The 18,386-nt window shown below is 62.3% G+C and carries 19 protein-coding genes; 6 read left to right on the forward strand and 13 right to left on the reverse strand.

The features are described from left to right. Nucleotides 1-11: 11 nt before the first annotated feature. The 7 genes from AADJ04_RS07715 to urtA form a co-directional block, all read right to left on the reverse strand. On the reverse strand, nucleotides 12-362 hold the full coding sequence (locus AADJ04_RS07715; protein ID WP_207374897.1) for a zinc ribbon domain-containing protein: 351 nt from the start codon (nucleotides 360-362) through the stop codon (nucleotides 12-14). 16 nt (nucleotides 363-378) lie between these two features. Further along, a complete protein-coding gene (gene fmdA / locus AADJ04_RS07720) occupies nucleotides 379-1,611 on the reverse strand; it encodes a formamidase (protein ID WP_207374898.1) in 1,233 nt (410 codons plus the stop codon). A 36-nt stretch (nucleotides 1,612-1,647) separates the two neighbouring features. Beyond that, nucleotides 1,648-2,337 (reverse strand): urea ABC transporter ATP-binding subunit UrtE, encoded by a 690-nt coding sequence (gene urtE / locus AADJ04_RS07725; RefSeq protein ID WP_044397000.1) that lies wholly within the window; start codon nucleotides 2,335-2,337, stop codon nucleotides 1,648-1,650. 19 nt (nucleotides 2,338-2,356) lie between these two features. Further along, on the reverse strand, nucleotides 2,357-3,100 hold the full coding sequence (gene urtD / locus AADJ04_RS07730; protein ID WP_044397001.1) for an urea ABC transporter ATP-binding protein UrtD: 744 nt from the start codon (nucleotides 3,098-3,100) through the stop codon (nucleotides 2,357-2,359). Between the two features lie 17 nt (nucleotides 3,101-3,117). Then, entirely contained in the window at nucleotides 3,118-4,323 is a 1,206-nt protein-coding gene (urtC, locus tag AADJ04_RS07735; RefSeq protein WP_207374899.1) for an urea ABC transporter permease subunit UrtC, read from the reverse strand. A 27-nt stretch (nucleotides 4,324-4,350) separates the two neighbouring features. Continuing rightward, entirely contained in the window at nucleotides 4,351-5,265 is a 915-nt protein-coding gene (gene urtB / locus AADJ04_RS07740) for an urea ABC transporter permease subunit UrtB (protein WP_341239258.1), read from the reverse strand. Between the two features lie 90 nt (nucleotides 5,266-5,355). After that, a complete protein-coding gene (gene urtA / locus AADJ04_RS07745) occupies nucleotides 5,356-6,633 on the reverse strand; it encodes an urea ABC transporter substrate-binding protein (protein ID WP_207374901.1) in 1,278 nt (425 codons plus the stop codon). Between the two features lie 204 nt (nucleotides 6,634-6,837). Between urtA and AADJ04_RS07750 the strand changes: the two genes are divergently transcribed. Continuing rightward, on the forward strand, nucleotides 6,838-10,218 hold the full coding sequence (locus AADJ04_RS07750) for an ATP-binding protein (RefSeq protein WP_207374902.1): 3,381 nt from the start codon (nucleotides 6,838-6,840) through the stop codon (nucleotides 10,216-10,218). After that, the gene (locus AADJ04_RS07755) at nucleotides 10,208-11,119 is read left to right on the forward strand and encodes a DNA-binding response regulator (RefSeq protein WP_044397006.1); all 912 of its coding nucleotides are present in this window, start codon (nucleotides 10,208-10,210) and stop codon (nucleotides 11,117-11,119) included. Before AADJ04_RS07750 ends, AADJ04_RS07755 begins: the two co-directional genes overlap by 11 nt. A gap of 46 nt (nucleotides 11,120-11,165) precedes the next feature. Here AADJ04_RS07755 and AADJ04_RS07760 read toward each other — a convergent pair whose 3' ends face one another. Then, nucleotides 11,166-11,996: an urease accessory protein UreD gene (locus AADJ04_RS07760; RefSeq protein WP_288487031.1), complete on the reverse strand. Its 831-nt coding sequence runs from the start codon at nucleotides 11,994-11,996 to the stop codon at nucleotides 11,166-11,168. A gap of 433 nt (nucleotides 11,997-12,429) precedes the next feature. On the opposite strand from AADJ04_RS07760, the gene AADJ04_RS07765 reads away from it, so the two are divergent. The 3 genes from AADJ04_RS07765 (at nucleotide 12,430) to AADJ04_RS07775 (ending at nucleotide 13,850) form a co-directional block, all read left to right on the forward strand. Beyond that, a complete protein-coding gene (locus tag AADJ04_RS07765; protein ID WP_207374904.1) occupies nucleotides 12,430-12,912 on the forward strand; it encodes a GreA/GreB family elongation factor in 483 nt (160 codons plus the stop codon). Nucleotides 12,913-13,170: 258 nt separating this feature from the next. After that, on the forward strand, nucleotides 13,171-13,404 hold the full coding sequence (locus tag AADJ04_RS07770) for a hypothetical protein (protein ID WP_207374905.1): 234 nt from the start codon (nucleotides 13,171-13,173) through the stop codon (nucleotides 13,402-13,404). A 110-nt stretch (nucleotides 13,405-13,514) separates the two neighbouring features. Continuing rightward, a complete protein-coding gene (locus AADJ04_RS07775; RefSeq protein ID WP_341239259.1) occupies nucleotides 13,515-13,850 on the forward strand; it encodes a hypothetical protein in 336 nt (111 codons plus the stop codon). Nucleotides 13,851-13,898: 48 nt separating this feature from the next. On the opposite strand, the gene AADJ04_RS07780 is transcribed toward AADJ04_RS07775, so the two are convergent. The 5 genes from AADJ04_RS07780 to AADJ04_RS07800 form a co-directional block, all read right to left on the reverse strand. Next, nucleotides 13,899-15,023 carry a hypothetical protein gene (locus AADJ04_RS07780; RefSeq protein WP_341239260.1) on the reverse strand — a complete coding sequence of 375 codons (1,125 nt, stop codon included), beginning with the start codon at nucleotides 15,021-15,023 and terminating at the stop codon, nucleotides 13,899-13,901. A 23-nt stretch (nucleotides 15,024-15,046) separates the two neighbouring features. Next, the gene (locus AADJ04_RS07785; protein WP_341239261.1) at nucleotides 15,047-15,379 is read right to left on the reverse strand and encodes a metal-sulfur cluster assembly factor; all 333 of its coding nucleotides are present in this window, start codon (nucleotides 15,377-15,379) and stop codon (nucleotides 15,047-15,049) included. A gap of 211 nt (nucleotides 15,380-15,590) precedes the next feature. Next, on the reverse strand, nucleotides 15,591-16,871 hold the full coding sequence (locus tag AADJ04_RS07790) for a methyl-accepting chemotaxis protein (protein ID WP_341239262.1): 1,281 nt from the start codon (nucleotides 16,869-16,871) through the stop codon (nucleotides 15,591-15,593). A gap of 279 nt (nucleotides 16,872-17,150) precedes the next feature. Beyond that, nucleotides 17,151-17,462 carry an HU family DNA-binding protein gene (locus AADJ04_RS07795; RefSeq protein ID WP_341239263.1) on the reverse strand — a complete coding sequence of 104 codons (312 nt, stop codon included), beginning with the start codon at nucleotides 17,460-17,462 and terminating at the stop codon, nucleotides 17,151-17,153. Between the two features lie 263 nt (nucleotides 17,463-17,725). After that, nucleotides 17,726-17,908, reverse strand: a complete 183-nt coding sequence (locus tag AADJ04_RS07800) for a lipoprotein (protein ID WP_198845913.1) — start codon at nucleotides 17,906-17,908, stop codon at nucleotides 17,726-17,728. Nucleotides 17,909-17,920: 12 nt separating this feature from the next. Here AADJ04_RS07800 and cyaY point away from each other — a divergent pair, with 12 nt between their 5' ends. After that, nucleotides 17,921-18,250 carry an iron donor protein CyaY gene (gene cyaY / locus AADJ04_RS07805; RefSeq protein ID WP_044397066.1) on the forward strand — a complete coding sequence of 110 codons (330 nt, stop codon included), beginning with the start codon at nucleotides 17,921-17,923 and terminating at the stop codon, nucleotides 18,248-18,250. The last annotated feature ends 136 nt before the right edge of the window (nucleotides 18,251-18,386 follow it).

Genomic DNA, 18,386 nt, shown 5'->3' on the forward strand with positions numbered 1-18,386 from the left:
GGGGTGAGCCCTTAGTGACTGATCATCCAGGGCCGCTTCGAAGGAAAGGCCTTGGCGCCATTGGGCGCCGTCACCGTGGCCCCACGCTTGCCGCTGGTCGAGCAACAGCCACACCCTGCCGGGTGCTTGAGCCGCCCGTACGAGCCATCGCGCGAGGAACGCGGGGCATGCGATGCCCGTTCGTTGGTCTCGCGCGCGCGGCGCGTCTCGCTGCTCAGGCAGGCCAGGCGTGGTGCGGCCACGAAGACGCGGGTCGAAGCGGTGCCGCAGTCCGGGCAGCTGCAGGGCTCATCGCGCTGCGACAGGCTGCGCAGCGCCTCGAAGCCGCCACAGGCCGGACAGGCGTAGTCATAGGTGGGCATGCAGGGCTCCTGGGGCTTACTTCTTGTCGGGCGAGATTGGCATCTGCACGCTGCCGTCGATGAACTTCACCGGGCCGGCCGCCGTGGGGTTGATGTCGAAGTCGAAGATCTCGGTTGGCAGCCACAGCGTGGCGCAGGCGTTGGGCACGTCGACCACACCGCTGATGTGACCCTGCACCGGCGCTGTGCCGAGGATGGAGTAGGCCTGGGCGCCGCTGTAGCCGAACTTCTTCAGGTATTCGATGGCGTTCAGGCAGGCCTGGCGGTAGGCCACGGTCACATCCAGGTAGTGCTGCTTGCCTTGCTCGTCGACCGAGACACCTTCGAAGATCAGGTAGTCCTTGTAGTTCGGCGTGATCGGGCTGGGCTTGAAGATCGGGTTCTTGATGCCGTACTTGGCCACGCCGCCCTTGATGAGGTTGACGCGCATGTGGACCCAGCCAGCCATCTCGATAGCACCGCAGAAGGTGATCTCACCGTCGCCCTGGCTGAAGTGCAGGTCGCCCACGCTCAGGCCACCGCCGTCCACATAGACCGGGAAGAAGATGCGCGAGCCGCGCGACAGGTCCTTGATGTCGCAGTTGCCACCGTGCTCGCGAGGCGGCACGGTGCGTGCGCCTTCGGCGGCCACTCTGTTGGCAACATCTCCCTGGGCCTTGCCGCAGTGCGCGGTGGCCGCAAAGGGGGGGTTGGCCAGGCCGGGCACTCGGTCGGGGTCGGTGGCGATCAACTCTGCCTCGCGCTTGTTCCACTCGTCGAGCATCTTCTTGTCGGGCAGGCAGCCGATCAGGCCCGGGTGGATCAGACCTGCGTATTCCACGCCCGGCACGTGGCGGCTCTTGGTGAACATGCCGTTGAAGTCCCAGATCGACTTCTGCGCCAGCGGGAAGTGGTCGGTCAGAAAGCCGCCACCGTTCTGCTTGCTGAAAAAGCCGTTGAAGCCCCACTGGCTGTCGTCCCTGGCGCCGATGTCCAGCAGGTCCACCACCAGCAGGTCGCCAGGTTCTGCGCCCTGCACGCCCACTGGGCCTGAGAGGTAATGCACAGTCGTGAGGTCGATGTCACGCACGTCGTCCGCACTGTCGTTGTTCTTGATGTAGCCGCCGGTCCAGTCGTAGGTCTCGAGGATGAAGTCGTCGCCTGGCTTGACCCACACGGCAATCGGGATGTCCGGGTGCCAGCGGTTGTGCACCAGCGGGTTGCTCGGGGCGGGTTGGGTCAGATCAACTTTGATGAGGGTGTCAGCCATGGCGATGCTCCTTGAGGACGAAAGAAAACGGATGGATCAGACAGAGAGGTAGGACTTGATGCGGTTGACGTCGGTCTGCTCGCGCAGCGTCTCGTGCACGAGGCGGCCGCCTTCGATGACGAACAGGCGGTCGGCCACGTCCATGGCAAAGGACAGCACCTGTTCGGACACAACGATGGTGATCTCGCGCAGCTTGCGGATCTCGTTAAGCGCCTTGGCGATGTCCTTGATGATGGAAGGCTGGATGCCTTCGGTCGGTTCGTCGAGCAGCAGCACCTTGGGGTCGGTCACCAAAGCGCGGGCAATCGCCAGCTGCTGCTGCTGCCCGCCCGAGAGGTTGCCGCCCTTGCGTCGGCGCATGTCCCACAGCACGGGGAACAGCGCGTAGATCTCGTCCGGGATCTGCTTGGTTCTGGAGTTCTCCAGCCCGGTCTGGATGTTTTCCTCCACCGTGAGGGTGGGGAAGATCATGCGGCCCTGAGGCACGTAGGCAATGCCTTTGGCGACGCGCTTGTAGCTTTCGTCTTTCGAGACGTCCTGGCCCGCGACTTCGATGCGACCGGACTTCAGAGGCAGCACACCCATGAGGCTCTTGAACAGCGTGGTCTTGCCCATGCCATTGCGGCCCATGATGGCAACCGTCTCGTTCTTGTGCCCTTCGAAGGAGATGCCGTGCAGCGCTTCGCTCTGGCCATAGGCCGTGTACATGTCGGTGACTTTGAGCATGGTGTGTTCTCCGGTGAAATCAGTGGCCCAGGTAGACGTCGATCACTTTGGGGTCAGCCTGCACGGCCTCCATGGAGCCCTCGGCGAGGATCTTTCCCTGGTGCATCACAGTGACCTTGTGCGCGATCTGCTTGACGAACTCCATGTCGTGCTCGATCACGATCACAGAGCGGCCTTTGCAGATGCGCTTGAGCAGCTCGGCTGTCAGCTCGCGCTCGCGGGCGCTCATCCCGGCAATGGGCTCGTCGAGCATCAGTAGCTCGGGCTCCTGCATCAGCAGCATCCCGATCTCCAGCCACTGCTTCTGACCATGCGAGAGCAGGCCAGATTCCATTTCCAGGGCGTCGGCCAGGCCGATCTCCTCGGCCACTACCTGCACGCGCGCCTTCACCTCGTCGGTGCGTTTGAAGCCGAGGGCGCCGAAGACAGAGCGACCTGCGGGGTAAGACACTTCAAGGTTCTGGAAGACAGAGAGGTTTTCGTAGATCGAGGGTGTCTGGAACTTGCGGCCGATGCCGCGGCGCACGCGGATGTGCTCGTCCAGCCCGGTGAGTTCCTCGTTCCTGAATTTGATGCTGCCGCTGCTGGCCTTGGTCTTGCCGCAGATCAGGTCCAGCAGCGTGGTCTTGCCCGCGCCGTTGGGGCCGATGATCACGCGCAGCTCGTTCTTGTCGATATAAAGGGTCAGGCTGTCGATGGCCTTGAAGCCGTCGAAGGAGACCGTCAGGTCTTCGATGGCCACGGCGAAGTCGGTGTTGCTCATGATGGACTCCTGGGATTTCAGGCGTTTTGGCCCGTGGGGGTGGCATGCAGCGGACGCACAGTACTCGGCGCGTTGATGTCGTCAGTGGGGGTCGCCGGCGTGGCAGCATCGCGCGCTACGGCCGCGCGGATGGCCAGGCGTTCGGCCTGCTTGCGCGCCCACCAGGGCTTGACTTTCTTCTCCCACACGCCAGCCAGCCCGTCGGGGAAGGCCATGGTCACGCCGATGAACAGCCCGGCCATCAGGAACAGCCAGAGGTCGGGGAAGCTCTCGGAGAAGTAGGTCTTGCCGAAGTTCACCAGCAGTGCGCCGTAGACCGCCCCCACCAGGCTCATGCGCCCGCCCACGGCGGCGTAGATCACCATCTCGATCGAGGGAACGATGCCCACGAAAGACGGCGACATGAAGCCCACCTGCAGCGTGAACAGTGCCCCGCCAATGCCTGAGAGCGCTGCCGCCAGGCAGAACACGAAGACCTTGAACATGGCCACGTCGTAGCCCGAGAAGCGCACCCGGTCTTCCTTGTCGCGCATGGCCAGCAGCAGGGTGCCCAGCTTGCTCTTCTGCACCCAAAGGCACAGTGCGATGCTGCCCAGCAGCAGCAGGGCGCAGACGTAGTAGAGGATGTATTTGGCGCTGTCGGTGCGGATGTCCCAGCCCAGCAGCGTCTTGAGGTCGGTCATACCGTTAACGCCACCCGTGTAGCCCTGCTGGCCGATGATGAGCACCGTGAGGATCAGCGCTACCGCCTGGGTGATGATGGCGAAGTACACACCGCCCACGCGTCGCTTGAACATGGCATAACCGATGATGAAAGCCAGCAGCGTGGGAATGGCGACAACGGCAATCATCGCGAAGGGCAGGTGTTCGAAGGGCTGCCACCACAGGGGAAGCTCTGTGAGCTGGTTCCAGTCCATGAAGTCTGGAATACCGGGCGTGGACTGGATCTTGGTGCTCTCGGGGTCGGAAGCCTCCAGCTTGAGGAACATGGCCATGGCATAGCCGCCCAGGCCGAAGAAGACCCCCTGGCCCAGGCTCAGCACGCCGCCATAGCCCCAGAGCATGACCAGACCGAGCGCCACGAAGGCGTAGGTCAGGTACTTGCCCACCAGGTTGAGACGGAAGATGTCGAAGGCGAGCGGGAAGAGGACCAGCAGCACGACGGCGAGGATGAGCACGCTGCTCAGCCCCTTGCTGTTGATCCATGCGGTGAACTTGTTCATGGTAGGACTCCAGAATTGAGGGCAGGATCAGCGGCGCACCTTGCTGGCGAACAGGCCCTGCGGGCGGATCATCAGAATCACGACGATCAACGACAGCGTGAGCACCTTGGCCATGGAGCCGCTGATGAAGAACTCGCTGATGGACTGCATCTGCGCGATGCCGAAGGCGGATGCCACTGTGCCCAGCAGGCTGGCGGCGCCACCAAAAGTCACCACCAGGAAGGAATCGACGATGTAGAGCGAGCCGCTGGTCGGCCCCGTGGAGCCGATGGTGGTGAAGGCTGCCCCCGCCACACCAGCGATGCCGCAACCGATGGCGAAGGTCAGGCGGTCGGTCTTGCTGGTGTTGATGCCGATGGCGTTGGCCATGGTGCGATTGCTCACCGTGGCGCGCACCCGAAGGCCCCAGCGGCTCTTGTAAAGGGCAAGTAGAACGCCGCAGGTGACCAGCAGCGTGAGGCCCAGCACAAACAGGCCGTTGATCGGAATGTCCAACCCCGGGGCCGGAGCCCAAGAGCCCATGAGCCATTCGGGCAGCGCAGGGCTGACTTCCTTGGGACCGATGGCTGAACGGAACACCTGCTGGATGGCCAGGCTCAGGCCCCAGGTGGCCAGCAGCGTGTCCAGCGGGCGCTTGTAGAGAAAGCGGATCAGCCCCCATTCCACCAGCCAACCGGCGATGAAGGCCAAGATGAAGGCCACACCGATGGACAGCGGGAAGTAGTAGGGCATGAAGCCGGGTGCGAATTTCTCTGTCAGCGTGGAGAAGAGAAAGACCGTGTAGGCGCCGATGGTCATGAACTCGCCGTGGGCCATGTTGATCACGCCCATCTGGCCGAAGATGATGGCCAGGCCCAGGCCCATGAGCAGCAGCACCGAGAACAGACTGAGTCCTGCGAAGCCCTGCATGAGGGCGATGTTGAGCATTTCCGAAAATTCCATGGCATCACCTGTCTGTCTGAGAACAAGGGTGGCGGCCATCCGTTGCTGCAACGAAGGCCGCCGCCGACACCCCCTCGCGGGGATTCCTGCTTACTGATAGCCCTTCGGGAACGGATCGGGCTCGATCAGGTTGGGCGACTCGGATACCACCTTGAAGGTGCCGTCCTTGTTGCCCATGGCGATGCGCGACTTGCTCCACAGGTGGTGGTTCTGGTGCACCTTGACATAGCCTTCGGGTGCGGTTTTGAGCTCGATGCCTGGCGAAGCGGCCACCACCTTGTCGATGTCGAAACTGCCTGCCTTCTCGACGGCGGCTTTCCACAGCCAGGGACCCAGGTAGCCTGCCTGCGTGACGTCGCCGATGACGGCGTCCTTGCCGTACTTGGCCTTGAAGGCTTCGACGAACTTCTTGTTGTTCTCGTTGTCCAGGGTCTGGAAGTACTTCATCGAGCTGTAGAAGCCGGCGAAGTTTTCGCCGCCCACGCCCGTCATCTCGTCCTCGGTGACCGACAGCGTCAGCAGGAACTGCTTGTCGCCGGTGATGCCGGCGGCCTTGAGCTGCTTGTAGAACGCCACGTTGGAGCCGCCCACCACGGCTGCGAAGATGCAGTCCGGCTTGGCCACCTTGATCTTGTTGATCAGTGAGTTGAAGTTGGTGTTGCCCAGCGGGTAGTACTCCTCGCCAACCACCTTGCCCAGCTTGGCCACGCTCTCGATGTGCTTGCGCGCGATCTTCATCGAGGTACGCGGCCAGATGTAGTCGGAGCCCACCAGGAAGAAGGTCTTGGCCTTTTTCTCCTTCGCGCCCCAGTCCAGGCCGTAGATGATCTGCTGCGTGGCTTCCTGGCCGGTGTAGATCACGTTCTTGCTCTGCTCCAGGCCTTCGTAGAAGGTGGGGTAGTAGAGCAGGCCGTTTTCCTTCTCGAAGATCGGCAGCACGGCCTTGCGCGAGGCGCTGGTCCAGCAACCGAAGACCGCGGCCACGTGGTCGTTGACCAGCAGTTTTTTCGATTTTTCGGCGAAGGTTGGCCAGTCGGAGGCGCCGTCTTCCTTGATGACGCGGATCTTGCGGCCCAGGATGCCACCCATGGCGTTAATCTGGTCAATGGCCAGCTGCTCGGCCTGGATGGAACCGGTTTCGGAAATGGCCATGGTGCCGGAAGACGAGTGCAACTGGCCTACCACCACCTCGGTGTCGGTCACGGCAAGCTTGGTCGTGTTGACCTTGGCGGTGGGGAACTGCTGGGCCATGGCTATGCCGGGCAGACCGACCACGGACATGGCGCCCATGGCCTGCAGAAGGCGGCGGCGCTGCAGGTCGGCGGCAGCAGACGGGTGGAGCAGGGACGGATCGGTCTGGTCTTTCATGGGGCACTCCTGAAGAGAAGAGTTGGGAACCAAGAACACCTGCGGGAGGTGCTGGGCGACACGGCGTCACCACGGCCTTGAGATTAGGGACAACCCTCTCCACGGCCCATACGTCAATTGACGTACGCGGGATGCGCACACCGCTGAGTACGGTTCTTGCGTGTGCACTGGTATTGACAGTGCATGCACCAAAAAAGCGCAGGCATGAACCACGCACCACAAAAGATCTTTCGCATCCGCCGCGACTACAACTCCTGGGTAGCCAACGAGACGCTGGAGGACTACGCGCTGCGCTACACGCCCCAGAGTGCACGGAAATGGAGCGAGCTGCGCGTGGCCAACACCGCCCTTGGCGGCGTGTCCTTTCTGGCGCTGGAGGCCATCGGCGGCGCCATCGCGCTGAACTACGGCTTTTCCAACGCGCTCTGGGCCATCCTGGTCATGGGGCTGGTCACCTTCCTCACGGGTCTGCCCATCGCCGTCTATGCGGCACGTTACGGGCTGGACATGGATCTGCTCACGCGCGGCGCTGGCTTCGGCTACCTGGGCTCTACCGTCACCTCGCTCATCTACGCCAGCTTCACTTTCATCTTCTTCGCCCTGGAGGCGTCCATCATGGCGCTGGCGCTGCAGCTCGTGCTGGACTGGCCGCTGGTGTGGTGTTATGTACTGTCCTCGCTGGTCATCATCCCCATGGTGCTGCACGGCATCACCTTCATCTCCCGTCTGCAGACCTGGACCCAGCCGCTGTGGGTGGTGCTGTTGCTGTGGCCCTTCGCATGGTTCGCGCTGGCCCAGCCCGATTTCTACGTGCAGTTCACCGGCCTGTCCGGCCTGACCTCGGGCAGCAGCGACTTTGAGCCGCTGATGTTCGGCGCCGCCGCTGCGGTGACCTTCGCGCTCGTGCTGCAGATCGGCGAGCAGGTGGACTACCTGCGCTTCATGCCTGCGCGCACCCCGGCCAACCGCTGGCGCTGGTGGGGCGCAGTGCTCGTGGCAGGCCCGGGCTGGATCTTGCCGGGCATGCTCAAGATGCTGGGCGGGGCTTTTCTGGCATTCGTCGCTCTGCAGTACGGCACATCGCCGCTGCACGCGGCCGAACCCACGCAGATGTACCTGGTGGGCTACCTGCGCTCGCTGAGCGACCCCACGGCTGCGCTGCTGCTCACGGTGCTGTTCGTGGTGATCTCGCAGGTCAAGATCAACGTCACCAACGCCTATGCTGGATCACTGGCATGGAGCAACTTCTTCGCGCGGCTCACGCGCAGCCACCCGGGCCGCGTGGTCTGGCTGGTGTTCAACGTCATCATCGCCATGCTGCTGATGACACTGGGCGTCTTCGGCGCGCTCGAGCGCGTGCTGGGCCTTTACGCCAACGTGGCCATCGCCTGGGTGGGCGCGCTGGTGGCGGATCTGGTCATCAGCAAGCCGCTGGGCCTGAGCCCCAAGGGCGTGGAGTTTCGCCGCGCTTACCTCTACGACATCAACCCCGTGGGCCTGGGCGCGATGGGCTTGGCCGTGGTGCTTTCGGTTGTGGCCCACTTCGGCTGGCTGGGCGAATACGCAGCCGCCTTCGCGCCCTTTATCGCGCTCTTCACCGCCATGGTCACGGCGCCGCTGCTGGCCTGGGCCACCCGGGGGCGCTACTACCTTGCGCGCCGCGATCCTTCGCCCTGGCAGGTCGGTGAACTCGTGCGCTGCAGCGTCTGCGAAAACCCGTTCGAGAGCACCGACATGGCCGCCTGCCCGGCCTACGGTGCGCCGATCTGCTCGCTGTGCTGTTCGCTTGAATCACGCTGCCATGATCGCTGCAAGACCCAGGCGCGCGCGGCCGACCAGGTGCGCGCCGCGCTCGCAGCCATCCTGCCCCCCAGCCTGAACAACCGTTTCAACTTCCGCGTCGGCCAGTACTTCACGGTCTTCCTCTCCTTTTGCGCCGTCATGGCCTTTGTGCTGGGTGTGGTCTACATGCAGGAGAGCCTGGCCGCGCCGCCAGACGCGTTGCGTGGCCCCTTCGTCAAGGTGTTTTCGCTGCTTGCTCTGCTGGCCGCGGTGTGGGCTTGGTGGCTGGTGCTGGCCAACGAAAGTCGGCGCATGGCGCACGACGAATCCGAGCGACAGACCCAGTTGCTGCAAAAGGAAATCGACGCCCACCAGCGCACCGACGCCGCGCTGCAAAGCGCCAAGGAGGTGGCCGAGAACGCGAGTCAGGCCAAGACGCGCTACGTGGCCGGTATGACGCACGAGCTGCGCACGCCCCTCAACAGCATCCTGGGCTATTCGCAAATCCTGCTGCGCAGCGGCGAGCTTCAGGGCAGCGCGCGCGAGGCCGTCACGACCATCCAGCAAAGCGGACAGCACATGCACGCACTGATCGACGGCCTGCTGGACCTGGCCCGCATCGAGGCCGGCCGCCTGAGGCTGGACCCAGCGCCGCTGCCCTTCCAGGAATTCCTCTCCGAACTCGCGCGCATGGTGCAGCCCCAGGCCGAGGGCAAGGGCCTCGCGTTCCGCCTCGAAACCCAGGGCCGCGTACCCGCTTGGGTGCAAGCCGACGCCAAGCGCCTGCGCCAGATCCTCATCAACCTGCTGGGCAATGCCGTGCGCTTCACCAACCGGGGTGCTGTCGTGCTGCGCGTGGACTGCCGACACGAAGTGGTGCGCTTCGAGGTGGAAGACACTGGCATCGGCATCGCCCCGCAAGACCAGGAGCGCATCTTCCAGCCCTTCGAGCGCGGCAGCGCCGGACGGCGTGCCAGCGAAGCGGGCACCGGCCTGGGCCTGACCATCACCAGTCTGCTCACCAGCCTCATGGGCGGTGAGCTCACACTGCGCAGCGCCGTGGGCCAGGGCACCACCTTCAGCGTGCGCCTGTATTTGCGCGAGATCAAGGCCCCGGTCGCACGTACCCTGCGCCACCTGCGTCCCATCGTCGGCTACCTCGACCCTCGCCGCACCTTGCTCGTGGTGGACGACCAGCCCATCCAGCGGCAGCTGCTGGCCAGTCTGCTGCTGCCGCTGGGCTTCATCATGCGCGAGGCAGCCAGCGGCCGCGAATGCCTGGAGATTTTGCAGCAGCACCGGCCCGATGCGGTACTGCTCGACATCAACATGGACGACCTCAACGGCTGGCAGACCGCGCAACTCATCCGCAGCAATGTTGGGCCTGACTTGCCGATCATCTTCGTCTCGGCTGACCCGTTCGAGAACCGACCCGAGTTGCTGGAAGCCGTTGGCTGCCAGGGTTTCGTGAGCAAGCCAGTGATCGAGTCCGAGCTGCTGGACCTGCTGGCTCGGGTCCTGCAGCTGGAGTGGGTGCACGAGAGCGACCTGCCGCACACTCCTGAAGTCCCATCGGTGACGCGGGAGTCGGCAGACAAGTTGCCGCTGCCAGATGAACTGCGCCACCGTCTGATCGGCCTGGCTCGCATGGGCAATGCCAGTGGCTTGCGTGGCCTGCTGCGCAGCAGTGCCGAGCAGGAGCCGGCGATTGCGGAAGTGCTGCAAAGCCTGACGGTGCATGTGGACCGTTTTGATTTCTCTGCCCTGATCGAACGTCTGAAAGAAACCGAAGATGAAAGCTGAACCCGTCATGCCGCCTGCAGTCTCCAGCGTCGTGCTGGTGGTGGACGACGCGCCCGACACCCTGCGCATGCTTTGCGATGCGCTGGCAATCGAAGGCTACACCGTGCTGGTGGCGCGCGACGCTATCGAGGCGCTGGAACGTTTCGAGATGGCCGTGCCCGACGCAGTGCTGCTCGACGCCATCATGCCCGGCGAGAACGGTTTTGCTCTGTGCCGCCGCCTCAAGTCCGAACCCTCCTGGGCCCACGTACCGGTGATCTTCATGACTGGCTTGGCCGAGACTGAACAAATCGTTGAAGGGTTTGCCAGCGGCGGAGTGGACTATGTGGTCAAGCCGCTGAAGATTCCCGAGGTGCTCGCACGCTTGGCTACCCACCTGCGCAATGCGCATGTCAGCCGGCTGGCTCGCGAGGCGGTGGATGTGGCCGGACTCGGTGTAGTGTTGCTCGACAGCCAGGGTCGCATCGCCTGGCGTTCGCCGCAGGCCATGCACTGGCTGGAAGAAGCGCTGGGCCCGCAGGACGATGCGACGCCGCTAAAGGGCTGGCTGCAGGCTGCCATCACTCAGGGTGAAACGCTAACCCCGCTGCCCAACGGCAGCCAGTTGCAGGCCCAATACCTAGGGCAGACCGGCCCGGGCGAGACCATGATCCTGTTGCGCCAGGGCGGTCCCGCAGTGAATGCGGCACACAAACGCCTGAGTGGTGCAGTCCTCACACCACGGGAGACCGAGGTGCTCTCGTGGCTCGCCAAGGGCAAGACCAATCGCGACATCGCCGACATCCTCGGCATGAGCCCGCGCACGGTGAACAAACACCTGGAGCACATCTTCGAGAAGCTCGGGGTGGAAACGCGAACGGCGGCAGCGGCGATCGCGAGCAGCCTGCTGCAGGACGCCTGAGCCGGGGAGTCCAGAGCTCCATCGGTCGCATCGTGCCGCAACAAGCTCAGGTCGCCCAGACCCGAGGTGCCACAGCGTCCATCTGCCACAGTGCTTGGCGCCACGCTGCACGGGCCGGGCGCAACAGTTCCAGTACCGGTTCAACCAGCGGTGCCAGTACCCGCAGCACCAGCACCTGTGGATGCGGGCTGGTAGCGCCGGCGCTGAGCCGCAAGGGATGCGCGTCGATCACCCGGCGCACAGCGTCGAGCGCGAAGTCGCGGCGCTGGCGCTCGATGGGCGTGCCTGCTATGAAGAAAAGCGTGGCCAGGCAGCGCTGGCCGGCCAGGCCCAGCGGGCTATTGAGCAGCCGAAGGTCGTCGGCCGCGATGCGGCCCTGCTCCAGCCAGACGCCCGGCACCTCCAGATGCTGGGTGAAGCAGCCCTCCGCAAAAGGCTGGTCTGCCGCGGGCAGGCCTAGCGCGGTGATATCCCAGCCCAGCAGTTCGGCACCTGGGGCAAGATCAAACACCGCACAGTTCTCAGCTTGGCATTGGTTATAGGCCAGGGCCTCCAGCGGCAGCCACTCCAGCCGTGCGCCAGCCTCCAGCCGGGCGTGCACGCGCTGACGGGCCGGCTCGCCCAACGAGCGGTAGAAACGGGTGGCGCCGGGTGTGGTGACGAGACCGTGCGCGCCGGGCGCCACCGAAACCTGGGTCTCCACCGTGTCGCCCCCCACCAGACCGCCCGGCGGATGGACCAGTACGTTGTGGCAAACGGTGTCGCCCTCGGGGTAGAGGCTCCGCAGCACGCGCAGCGGCCCGTCATGGCGATAGCGGGCAACGGTGCGCGCTGATTCCAAGCTGTAGTGCAGCTCCAAGCAGGCGCGCCAGCTCATGGGTATCGGGATGCCACGTCGGACGGGTGCGGGGTAAGTCTCAGGTGGGCGTGATAGGTCTGCATTTGCAAGACCAAGCAAGTTTTGTACCTAACTTGGGATGTGGCCGTTGTGCGCCCGGCTGGCACCGCGAGTGGCTCATTCGGGTAACAGCACGATCTCCGTAAAAAGGAGCCAGTTCCTAGTACTCGCGCCATCATTCCTGCCCCAACATCAATGAGACATCGCTGGCGCAGGGCGCAGCATTGATGGCGCTGCACTCTATTCGAAGTCTCGAGCTTGCCTCATTGAAGCAGACGCCCGAAGTTAATGTTCAGCTTTTGGGATGACAGAAGCGTTTCCATCCCAGTCTGCCAACCCAAGTATCGACGTCGGGCGGAGCCCTTCATAATTACGAGTTGCCTTCGCTTGTTTGGGATGCCTATCTTTCATCATGGATAAATTCTTGCTGCGGGAGCAAGTGCTGGAGCGACTGGCCGAGGACCTGCTGAAAGTCGAAGAGGCAGTGCGAGTGGCCCATGAGGCGGCGACCCACGAAGAAAACATCGCCGAGAACAAATACGACACGTTGGGACTCGAAGCCGCTTACCTTGCGACCGGCCAAGCTCGGCGCGCGGAAGCCATCCGCCATGCGATGGCCCATTGGCGCCAGTTCCATCCGCGCCCCTATGACGCCAATCAAGGCATACAAATCGGTGCGTTGGTTTGCTTGATTGATGCAAACGATAAGCAGCTGCAGCTTTTTCTCGGCCCGGAAGGAGGCAGCATGAAGTTGGTGAGCGGGGCTCACCTCGTTCAGGTCATCAGCAGCGAAGCACCTTTGGGCAAGGCCATGTTGGGTAAATGCGAGGGTGATGAGGTCTCGATACAGGTCTCTCCCCACCAGCAGCAGTTTGAGGTGCTACGGGTTCACTGAGCCGCAAGGCTGTTTTGCACTGTAGGAGTCTTGACGATTCAGGCAGACCGTGCAGTCCGCCAGCCGAACTTGATGTTGGAAGCATTCCGCTAACGAACGCTATTTGCTGCGCTGTGGCTATTGGGCAGCAACAAGGTGTCACAGGTGAGGTTACGACTTCACAGTGCCCGCGCTCTGGCAGAGCAGGACGCAAGGTCGCATGGATGCGAGCTCGCTGTTTATGAAGTTATTTGGTGCGAACCATTGGAGTTTCTCAAAATGATTGATTGGGTCCCGGTAGCCTTCCTGACGTTCAAGGTTCTCATCTTCGGCGCCTGCATGTTTTTTGCCATCAAGTGGCATTACGACCAGGGCAACAAGGTGATGGACAGGCGCGCCCTGATACGCAGGGGCAGCAAGTTTTTCGCCATTTTCATGCTGGCGCTTTTGTGTGTGTTGGCCTTCACGTTCGGCCTTTCCTGGAAGCTTGGTATGGATTTGCGGCTCCCCTGACGGCAAAAATTGGTCGGTTGATATTCAATCCTGAGCTGGGCCCTCAATCAGGCAGATGCGGATCGGCGATGCCAGGTTGTTTTGAGGCCCCAACGCTGGAGGCAGGAAAAATGGATCGACGCGCATGGCTGATCGGATCGGGGTTGTGTGTTCTGGGGCGTGCCGCCTTTGGTGCGCCATCGGCGCCGTCTGTTGCCGTGATGGCGCGTGAGGGCGGTGTACTGCTGATTCGCCACACCAGTACCGAGCCCGGGGTGGGCGATCCGCCGGGTTTTACCCTGGGCCAATGCAGTTCACAGCGCAATTTGTCCGAAGTCGGTCGGTCTGAGGCCATCGGCATCGGTGCTTGGTTCAGTCAGCACGGGTTGCCGACTCTGATGACGACATGTCACGCAAACAAGCGCAGATCAACAGCCTGGTGGGGGCGTGAAGACTGCGCTTTTTAAGGGGGGAGCTTGCAGCGGGAGTGGAGTGTGGTGTCGTGCTGGTCGTGTTTATTCGCCGTCGTTACCCGCACGCGCGTGACGCACTCGCCACAACAGCGCTCCCCCCAGCATGGTGGCGGCAAAAAGCGCCATGGCACCCGTGTTCAGCAGCGCCCCCGTGGCGCGCCAGTGCGGGTCATCCAGACCCCAGACCAGGCGCACGATCAGTGACAGGTGCAAGGCCACCAAGGGCAGGTAGAAGAACTTACCGAATTCAATTTTGATGCGTGCAATGGCAGGAAGGATGACCGGGGCATGCCCCAGCATCATGCTCACAATGAAGCCCAGCCCGAGTGCATGCAGGGCCATGTCTCGCAGGGGCAAACCGAGCGTGGTGCCCGTCCAGGCCCAGCCTGCAACCGCAAGCCAGGCGTAGCCCCCGAGCAGACACACGGCCATGTAGCGGGCCAGCCCGTGGGCAAACACCGTGCGGCGTGCGATGTCAAACACGCCCAGCCACAGCGCCAGGAGCAGCAGCGACAGGCCGTACAACACGCCGCCTATGCGCACCGAAAAACTCGTCAACGCAGCGCCCAGTGTCATCAACCCCAGCAGCAGCCAAAGCGATGCGTTGGCACCAGGGCGCCTGCGCATCAGCCGCGTCATCTCCAGGCGTTCTGCAGCAATGGTCATGACCAGAAAGGCGAACCACCAGGGCAGGCTGGCAGCGTCGCCAGGCCGGCGCAAAAACAGCACGCAGCCAATCAACCACGCCAAAGCCCCCCCGAGCAGCAGCAGGGTGTGCGCGGCCCGCTGACGATGCACAACGACAACGTTGACGGCGGTGAAGAACACGGCAGCGGCGAGCCACAGCACGGCGCCGACGTCGGTCTTATTGACCAGCAGGCACAGGGCCCCAACGCCAGATGCCAGTGGGGCGAGCCAGGCCGCACGCAATTTCACGGCCACGGCTCGCTCCACGCCAATCACTGTGCCCATGAAGCCGCAAATCATCAGCCCCGCGTGGACCACCGCGGCATGCCCCGCCCAACCCGAAAGCGGGAAGAGGGAGGGCAGGGGCACCCCAGCGCGAACGAGGCCCCCGGTGATGCCGCTCACCAGTGCCAGCGCTACCAGGATCAGAACCAGCGGCGCCAGCGTGCGAGGCCTGGCGGGCGCGACGCGTGTTCGCATGGGTGCCGAGGGAGGAGGTGGGGTCACCATCCCATGAAGCGGCGAGCCCGCTCGCTCATGCGCTCGGTGGACCAGGGCGGGGACCACACCAGCTCGACCTTTATCAACAATTCGGGTGGCATGTCGCGGTCCAGCTGTGTTTCGATGTCCTCTAGGATCACATCGGTCACCGGACACGCCGCAGAGGTCATGGTGACCTGGGCATGCAGCTTGCCATCGGCCACGGTGACGCCGTAGATGAGACCGACATCGACCACGTTCAGCGCCACTTCAGGGTCCACCACGCGGCGCAGCGCCGTCAGGATGGGCTGGCGTAACTCCTCGGGGCCCTCGTAGGGGAAGGGATGCTCAGTCATGGCACAAGGCTCGCGGAGCCCGGGTGGAAGCATCGGTACGCTTTGGCATGGTCGGTCACTGCGAAGAGTTCGGTTGCGCAGCCATTATGAGGACTTCCCGGCCGCGACTCAAAAAGTGGTTTTGATGGAGGAGGGGCAATACGGTGGCGTTCTACGCCAAGGCTGGCTTCGTTCAAGCGCTCGCAGACGAAGCAGCCTTGTTCGCTGAGCCTCAGGCCAGGCGGAAGCGTGAAATCTGCTGCTTGAGTGATTGCACCTGGTCGTCCAGGTTGCTGGTGGCGGCAGAGGTTTCCTCTACCAAGGCTGCGTTTTGCTGGGTGGCTTGATCCAGCTGCATGACGGCCTGGCTGATTTGATCGATGCCATCGGATTGCTCGCGGGAGGCTACGGCGACATCGGCAGCAGTGGCGTTGACTCGCTCAATCGACGTAACCACCTCCTGGACTGCGGTACCAGCTTTTTCTGCCAGCTCTGTGCCCGCATCCATCTTTTCGGTGTTCGTCTGGATGATGGTTTTGATTTCTTGCGCAGCTTCTGCCGAGCGCTTGGCCAGCGAGCGCACTTCGGCGGCCACCACGGCGAAGCCCCTGCCTTGCTCGCCGGCGCGTGCGGCCTCCACGGCCGCGTTCAGCGCCAGAATGTTGGTCTGAAAAGCGATGCCGTCGATGACGCTGGTGATGTCGCGGATGCGCTGCGAAGATTCGTGCAGGTCGCGAATCATTCCCACCACTTCTTGCACACGCTCGCCCACGTCCTTGGCGTGCTTGGCGGCTGTGGCCGACAACTGGTTGGCCGTCTGGGTCATCTGCTGGTTACTTTGGACGGACGCAGTAATTTGCTCCATTGAGGCTGCGGTTTGTTCCAGTGAGCTGGCCTGGGCCTCGGTTCGTGCGCTCAGGTCCAGGTTCGCAGCCGCGATCTGGGATGAGGCCGAGGCCACTTCCGTGGTGTTCTCCTGCACCCGCATGAGGGTTGCGGATAAATGGCCTTGCATGGCCTTGAGCGACTCCAGCAGCCGGGTGAATTCGTGGTCTCCGTCTGTACGGATGGGCAAGGTCAGATCCCCTTGCGCGACTGTGGCCGCCACCTTCATGGCGTGTTCCAAGGGCTGCATGATGGCCCTGACCAGTGAGCCTGCCAGTACTACCACCAGAATCACCGCCACCGCACCAATGGCCAGGTTGATCTGGTTCTGGCGCTGCATCTGTGCTTCCAGTCGGCTCCCCGACGCGTTGGCAATCTTCAGTTGCAACGCTTTGAGTTGCGTGATGGGCTGCGCCAATGCGTCAATCGCTGGGAGAACTTTCTGCGTGAGCAGTTGGTTGGCGGCCGCCGCATCGGATTCCTGCATGTCTGCCGCTGCAGTGAAGGCCGCCACATAGGCCAGCCTACGGGTACGCATTTCAACAAACAATGCCCGCCCTTCGTTGCTTTGGAGCATAGGCTCCAGGCGCTGGAACAACTCGTCCAATTGCTTTCGCAAAGTGCCCATGCGGGCTCGCACTGCCGGCCTCGCGGAAGGTTCAATCACGAAAACCTCCCAATCAAGCGCATTCAAACGGCGATGGGCTTTGGATGATCAAGACACAGAGCGGTTTCTCACGCTTTTCTCGGCCATGCGAGGCATGCCATAGACCAAAGCGATGACGCTCTGGCAGGTAGCTGATGCATCTCTGTTTCACATGAGGCTTGCCTGGGCTGCCGGGCAATAAAAAACCGCCAATGCGGTTAGGCATTGGCGGTTGCATATCGCTAGCAATGCTGCAGAGATTTATTTGCCTGCCTTCTCTGCTTTGCGCTTGGCTGCTTTCGGGTCCACCACTGCCTTGAACTTCGCACCCGCCACAAACTTAGGCACAGTGGTCGCAGGAATCTTCAGGGCGGCGCCAGTGGAAGGATTCTTGCCTGTGCGTGCTGCACGCTTCGCAGATTTGAAAGTACCAAATCCCACGAGTTGGACAGCATCGCCCTTCTTGACTGCTGTTTGAATGGAGTCGATCAGCGTTTCCAGTACAGCATTGGCGGCTGCCTTGGACAGGTCATTCTTGGAGGCGAGGATTTCAACGAGTTCTGCGCGGTTCATAGATGCTCTGTGATTTAAAAGTGTTGAGATGCCGGTTTATAGCTCAATCTGTGTCACTTGCGTTGATTGTGATCGGTTCGCCTATCCAGTCTCAGAAGACTCTTCATGCCGATCAGCTACCAACTTCTGCGATGCAAGCAGCCACAGCAATTCAGTTCGAATCTGTTCAGTTGAAGTTCAAACCCCGGGGGGCACCACGTCAACAGTTTCATCGAATCTTCACCTCAGGAGAGGCTGTACGACCCTAGTTCGCACAGAAATCGTTACTTGGTTTTTTCTCTTGGTTCGGATGAGGCGGGGTTCAGTGTCTCGGGCAACGTTGCTCGCTTTTGAGCCTCGGGAGTACTCGGTAAATAAAGGGGCCCGCGCTGCCCGCATCCGACCAAGGCTGCCGCACTGCCAGCAAGGACAAGCGCACTCACTAGAATTTGGGCTGCTTTCAACATATGCAAATTGTAATGACTGATCTTGAATTCATGGATCTTGCGGAGAAGCTTCTGCTTGCGGTAGAGCGTAGCTGCGATGACATCAATGAGGCCTCTGATGCCGATATTGATAACCAGCGGTCCGGAGGAATGATCACTTTGACCTTTCCCAACCGAACCCAAATCGTGATCAATCTGCAAAAACCTCTTCACGAGATCTGGATGGCTGCTAGATCGGGCGGATACCACTATCGATATGACGGGTCTTCTTGGCAAGACACAAAAGGCGAGGGTGAATTTTTCGCTTGCTTGAGTCGAGCTGCCTCACTTCAGGCCGGGATCCCTTTGACATTCGCGGGATAAGACAGCGGGGCAGGGTTGCCCCAATCCATATCGTGCTCCAGCGAATGTCAATTGAACTGGACGGCGTGTTGATGCCCCGACCTAGTGTGGTGTCTCAAAAGTAAGCATCAAATAATGGTACTCGCTGCCCGCGCCA

The sequence above is a fragment of the uncultured Acidovorax sp. genome (genome assembly GCF_964021665.1).
In the GTDB taxonomy this organism is placed as follows: Bacteria; Pseudomonadota; Gammaproteobacteria; order Burkholderiales; family Burkholderiaceae_C; genus Acidovorax; species Acidovorax temperans.

Bases quoted from the DNA above. Each gene is read 5' to 3' on its own strand.
- AADJ04_RS07715 (WP_207374897.1), bottom strand. From the start codon at position 362: ATGCCCACCTATGACTACGCCTGTCCGGCCTGTGGCGGCTTCGAGGCG.
- fmdA (WP_207374898.1), bottom strand. From the start codon at position 1,611: ATGGCTGACACCCTCATCAAAGTTGATCTGACCCAACCCGCCCCGAGC.
- urtE (WP_044397000.1), bottom strand. From the start codon at position 2,337: ATGCTCAAAGTCACCGACATGTACACGGCCTATGGCCAGAGCGAAGCG.
- urtD (WP_044397001.1), bottom strand. From the start codon at position 3,100: ATGAGCAACACCGACTTCGCCGTGGCCATCGAAGACCTGACGGTCTCC.
- urtC (WP_207374899.1), bottom strand. From the start codon at position 4,323: ATGAACAAGTTCACCGCATGGATCAACAGCAAGGGGCTGAGCAGCGTG.
- urtB (WP_341239258.1), bottom strand. From the start codon at position 5,265: ATGGAATTTTCGGAAATGCTCAACATCGCCCTCATGCAGGGCTTCGCA.
- urtA (WP_207374901.1), bottom strand. From the start codon at position 6,633: ATGAAAGACCAGACCGATCCGTCCCTGCTCCACCCGTCTGCTGCCGCC.
- AADJ04_RS07750 (WP_207374902.1), top strand. From the start codon at position 6,838: ATGAACCACGCACCACAAAAGATCTTTCGCATCCGCCGCGACTACAAC.
- AADJ04_RS07755 (WP_044397006.1), top strand. From the start codon at position 10,208: ATGAAAGCTGAACCCGTCATGCCGCCTGCAGTCTCCAGCGTCGTGCTG.
- AADJ04_RS07760 (WP_288487031.1), bottom strand. From the start codon at position 11,996: ATGAGCTGGCGCGCCTGCTTGGAGCTGCACTACAGCTTGGAATCAGCG.
- AADJ04_RS07765 (WP_207374904.1), top strand. From the start codon at position 12,430: ATGGATAAATTCTTGCTGCGGGAGCAAGTGCTGGAGCGACTGGCCGAG.
- AADJ04_RS07770 (WP_207374905.1), top strand. From the start codon at position 13,171: ATGATTGATTGGGTCCCGGTAGCCTTCCTGACGTTCAAGGTTCTCATC.
- AADJ04_RS07775 (WP_341239259.1), top strand. From the start codon at position 13,515: ATGGATCGACGCGCATGGCTGATCGGATCGGGGTTGTGTGTTCTGGGG.
- AADJ04_RS07780 (WP_341239260.1), bottom strand. From the start codon at position 15,023: ATGCGAACACGCGTCGCGCCCGCCAGGCCTCGCACGCTGGCGCCGCTG.
- AADJ04_RS07785 (WP_341239261.1), bottom strand. From the start codon at position 15,379: ATGACTGAGCATCCCTTCCCCTACGAGGGCCCCGAGGAGTTACGCCAG.
- AADJ04_RS07790 (WP_341239262.1), bottom strand. From the start codon at position 16,871: ATGGGCACTTTGCGAAAGCAATTGGACGAGTTGTTCCAGCGCCTGGAG.
- AADJ04_RS07795 (WP_341239263.1), bottom strand. From the start codon at position 17,462: ATGAACCGCGCAGAACTCGTTGAAATCCTCGCCTCCAAGAATGACCTG.
- AADJ04_RS07800 (WP_198845913.1), bottom strand. From the start codon at position 17,908: ATGTTGAAAGCAGCCCAAATTCTAGTGAGTGCGCTTGTCCTTGCTGGC.
- cyaY (WP_044397066.1), top strand. From the start codon at position 17,921: ATGACTGATCTTGAATTCATGGATCTTGCGGAGAAGCTTCTGCTTGCG.